Origin of the sequence: Arcobacter sp. F155 (assembly GCF_004116455.1) — a bacterium.
In the GTDB taxonomy this organism is placed as follows: domain Bacteria; phylum Campylobacterota; class Campylobacteria; order Campylobacterales; family Arcobacteraceae; genus Halarcobacter.
Window position 1 is genome coordinate 1 of record NZ_PDJU01000065.1, and the last position, 256, is coordinate 256.

1 protein-coding gene is annotated in these 256 nt (G+C 36.3%); it reads right to left on the reverse strand.

All coding sequences use genetic code 11. The annotated features are described in order from the left end of the window. Positions 1 to 256: hypothetical protein (locus CRV03_RS14205; RefSeq protein WP_164968687.1), on the reverse strand; the 256-nt coding region annotated here is incomplete at both ends.

Sequence of the window (256 nt, forward strand, 5' to 3'; positions counted from 1 at the left end):
TGCTTCTACTGTTCCAGTGTTAAATGTAAAGTCATACTCTTTTGCTGAATCTGCTTCTCCACTTAATGTTACAGTGTGAACTAAATCAGTTCCTTCTGTTTGCTCATCACTTGTTACACTTGATACTGCGATATCTGCTTCATTATCTAAGATTGTTCCTGTTGCATCTACTCCACCTACAGAAATCTCATACGCTTCTGTATCTTCTTTTAATGCATCATCTACTGTTGGTGTTGTAATTGTAAACTCTGTTACT